The sequence below is a fragment of the Nguyenibacter vanlangensis genome, from assembly GCF_013376155.1.
GTDB lineage: Bacteria > Pseudomonadota > Alphaproteobacteria > Acetobacterales > Acetobacteraceae > Gluconacetobacter > Gluconacetobacter vanlangensis.
Window position 1 is genome coordinate 1 of sequence record NZ_JABXXP010000574.1, and the last position, 1,812, is coordinate 1,812.

Genomic DNA, 1,812 nt, shown 5'->3' on the forward strand with positions numbered 1-1,812 from the left:
CTGGGCCTGCTGGCGCTGGGAGGTGGCCGCGGCCAGCGCCGCCTGGGCCTGGGCCACGTCGGTCCGGGTGATTTCGCCGTCGCGGAAGCGCGTTTCGGTCGCCCGCAACTGGTCGGCCAGCACCTGTTCGTTGCCCTGGTTGATCTTGAGCAGCGCCGTGTCCTGGACCACGCCGACATAGGCGCCGACCACGTCCTGGAAGACTTTCTGCTCGACCGAGATCAGGTTGGCCCGTTCGGCCATGACCTTGTTGACCGCCTGATGGGTCGAGGCCGTGGTCTTGCCGCCCTGGTAGATCGGCTGCTGGATGCTGGCGCCGGCCGTGTAGCCCGGCGTCGAATAGGTGCGGGAATAGCCGAGAAACGCGTCATTTCCGCGATAATTGCTCTGCCCGCTGAAATAGGTCGCGCCGACCTGTCCGGAGATCTGGGGCCGCCAGCCCGCGAGGGCCTTGGGCACGTCCTCGTCCTGGGCGCGCAGGGTCGCGCGTTCCTGCTGCAGGGTGGGATTGGTCAGGTAGGCCGCAGCCAGAGCCTGGGCCAGGGTGTGGGGCACGAAACCGGCCGGGACGGGGCCCGCGTCCACGGACAGGCGCGCATCGGCGCCCGACGGGGACAGAAGGGCGGCGGCGGCGCCGAAAGCCGCGGCGAAAGGAGCTTTCATTCGGTTTTTCACGACCCTATCCACGTCACGGCGCAGGTATCAGCCTGTATAAGGACATTCATTTGCGAGACATCGGCAATTTGCGGGACATCGGCGGCGAGACCCGATCCACCGGATGCGGACCAGGCTGACGGATACGCGGATTTCGGCAAGCCCGTCAACGATCGGCCGCGCCGGAGGCGGGACGATGCCGTGCCGTCAGGCACCGGCCTGCAGCAGGCCGGGCAGGCCGGCATGGATGCGCGCGACGGCTTCGGTCAGGACCGGCTTTTGTTTGCAGAATGCGAACCGCACCAGATGGTCCGGCGGGTCCGCGCTGTCATAGAAGGCCGAGACCGGGATGGCGGCGACGCGGCAACGTTCGGTCAGCGCGCGGCAGAACGCGGCATCGCTGCCCGCAAAGCCGGCCGAGCGGATATCGGCCACGACGAAATAGGAGCCGTCGCAGGGCAGCACGGTGAAGCCCGCCGCGCGCAGCCCGCGGGACAGCAGGTCGCGTTGGGCCTGCATGTCGGCCGCGAGCGTGGCGAAATAGGCATCGTCCTTGTCCAGCCCCATCGCGACCGCGCGCTGCAGGTTGGGCGCCGTGGTGAAGGTGAGCAACTGGTGGGCCTTGGCCACGCAGGCGGCGATCGGCGCGGGCGCGGTGACGTAGCCGACCTTCCATCCGGTCAGCGAGAAGCTCTTGCCCGCACTGCCGATGCGCACGCAGCGCGGGCGCATGCCCGGCAGGGTCATCAGCGGGATGTGGCGCGCCGTGCCGAAGGTGAGATGTTCGTACACCTCGTCGCAGATCGCGTAGACGTCGTGGCGGGCCAGCAGGCCGGCGATGAAGCCGAGTTCGTCCCGGTCGAAGACCTTGCCGGTCGGATTCATCGGCGAGTTGAGCATCAGCGCCTTGGTCTTCGGCCCGAAGGCGGCGGCCAGTTCGGCGCGCGGCAGCGACCAGTCCGGCGGCGTCAGGCGCACCGGGCGGGGGATGGCGCCCAGCGCGCGGATGACCGGGGCATAGGTGTCGTAGAGCGGTTCGAGGAGGATGACCTCGTCGCCCGGATCGACCAGCGCCATCAGCGAGGCGGTCAGGGCCTCGGTCGCGCCGGAGGTGACGACCACCTCGCTCGCCGGGTCGACCGCCAAGCCGTAGAAGCG

Annotated in this window: 2 protein-coding genes; both read right to left on the reverse strand. The window is 69.0% G+C overall.

The window, feature by feature from the left end:
• A partial coding sequence (locus HUK84_RS16790) for a TolC family protein (RefSeq protein ID WP_176641296.1) occupies positions 1-663 on the reverse strand: 663 nt, incomplete at its 3' end.
• 198 nt (positions 664-861) lie between these two features.
• Positions 862-1,812: aminotransferase (locus tag HUK84_RS16795; protein ID WP_176641297.1), on the reverse strand; the 951-nt coding region annotated here is incomplete at its 5' end.